Annotated in this window: 3 protein-coding genes; 2 read left to right on the plus strand and 1 reads right to left on the minus strand. The window is 69.6% G+C overall.

Going from position 1 to position 1,270, the window contains the following annotated elements; genetic code table 11:
• Both RWX45_RS11615 and RWX45_RS11620 read left to right on the plus strand, forming a co-directional pair.
• The coding region (locus RWX45_RS11615) for an ROK family protein (protein ID WP_316023878.1) at positions 1-765 on the plus strand (765 nt) is incomplete at its 5' end.
• Positions 766-822: 57 nt separating this feature from the next.
• Positions 823-1,020, plus strand: coding sequence for a hypothetical protein (locus tag RWX45_RS11620; RefSeq protein WP_316023879.1), 198 nt, complete (start codon positions 823-825; stop codon positions 1,018-1,020).
• A 65-nt stretch (positions 1,021-1,085) separates the two neighbouring features.
• Here RWX45_RS11620 and RWX45_RS11625 read toward each other — a convergent pair.
• On the minus strand, positions 1,086-1,270 hold a 185-nt coding region (locus tag RWX45_RS11625; RefSeq protein WP_316023880.1), incomplete at its 5' end, for a substrate-binding domain-containing protein.

The following is a 1,270-nucleotide window of genomic DNA, read 5'->3' on the forward strand; positions in this document are numbered from 1 at the left end:
GCCCTGGGCGAGCTCAGCGCAGCCGCCCCGGATGCGCCGCACCCCTCATGCCTGGGGGTGAGCATCGGCGGCACGGCCCGCGATGGGCGCACGGTGGACGAGGCGGTGTTCTACGGCTGGCATCGGGTGCGGCTGGCGGAGATGGCCGAGGCCCACCTAGGTGTACCCACGATTATCGGTAACGACCTAACGGCACTCACGCTACGAGAAGCCTGGTTCGGGGTGGGACGAGAACACGAGCGCTTCTGCGTACTCACCGTGGGCGCGGGCGTCGGGCACGGCCTGGTCGTCGGCGGTCAGGTTGTCACCAACTCCGACGCCGAGCTCGGCCTCATGGGAAGCGTGCCCGTGCCCGACGGCGGGCGCCCGGCGACCGCCGCCCCGACCATGGACTGTCTGACCAACAATGCGCTGGAGCGCGCCTGGGCTGCTCGCGGTCGCGACCGGCTCGGGGCCGCAGACATTGTCGCTCTCGCCGCTGCGGGCGACGCCGACGCCGTGGCCCTGTGCGCCTCCTACGCGCGCAGGCTGGGCCGGCTGCTGGGCATGGCCGCGGCCTTCACCCTGCCCGAGACAGTGGTGGTGGCGGGTGAGCGGGCCGAGGTCGCCGCCCTGTTCGAGGACGAGGTGCGTGTGGGGATCGCCGCGGTGCGCCGCGCCAGCGCTGCCCCGCTCGACGTGGTGGTGCGCGAGCACGACCGCACGGAATGGGCCTCCGGCGCCGCGACCCTGGCGCTGCGCGCACACGTTCTGGGTAAGCTTTGACGAGGAACCTGGTAGGAACGCTTTCGGATTTCAATCCTCCATTCAGGAAGTGACGCTATGGGCACGCCGATTCGTTCAAAGACGCATTTGGCGCGGCACGTCCTGGCAACGCTCATCGTTGCCGCAGTTGTCTGCGGGATTGGCGCGGCCCTGGGATACGGCGACAGCATCCCGTTGATCCTCCTCGCCGCCCCTATCGTAGGCGTCATCACCGCACCGAGATGGAAGTCTGACAGCGACGAGCCGAGCGAATGACAATCCGCGCAATTCGGCACTGAGCGCCCCGCAGTGGCGCTCACTCATCCTGGAGCCAAGGCTCCTCAGCTCGGCGCCTGGCCCAGGGTGCCGCCCTCCTGCCAGGTCACCGGAAGGAGGATCTGGCGCGGGGCGCCGTCGGGGTGGCGCAGTTCGTCGAGAAGGAAGGTGACCGCCGTCGTGGCCTTGTCGCGTATGGACTGCCGCACCGTGGTCAGCGGCGGGTCGAAGTAGTCGGACAGTGCCAGGC

The organism is Actinomyces sp. MRS3W, from assembly GCF_032465695.1.
In the GTDB taxonomy this organism is placed as follows: domain Bacteria; phylum Actinomycetota; class Actinomycetes; order Actinomycetales; family Actinomycetaceae; genus Actinomyces.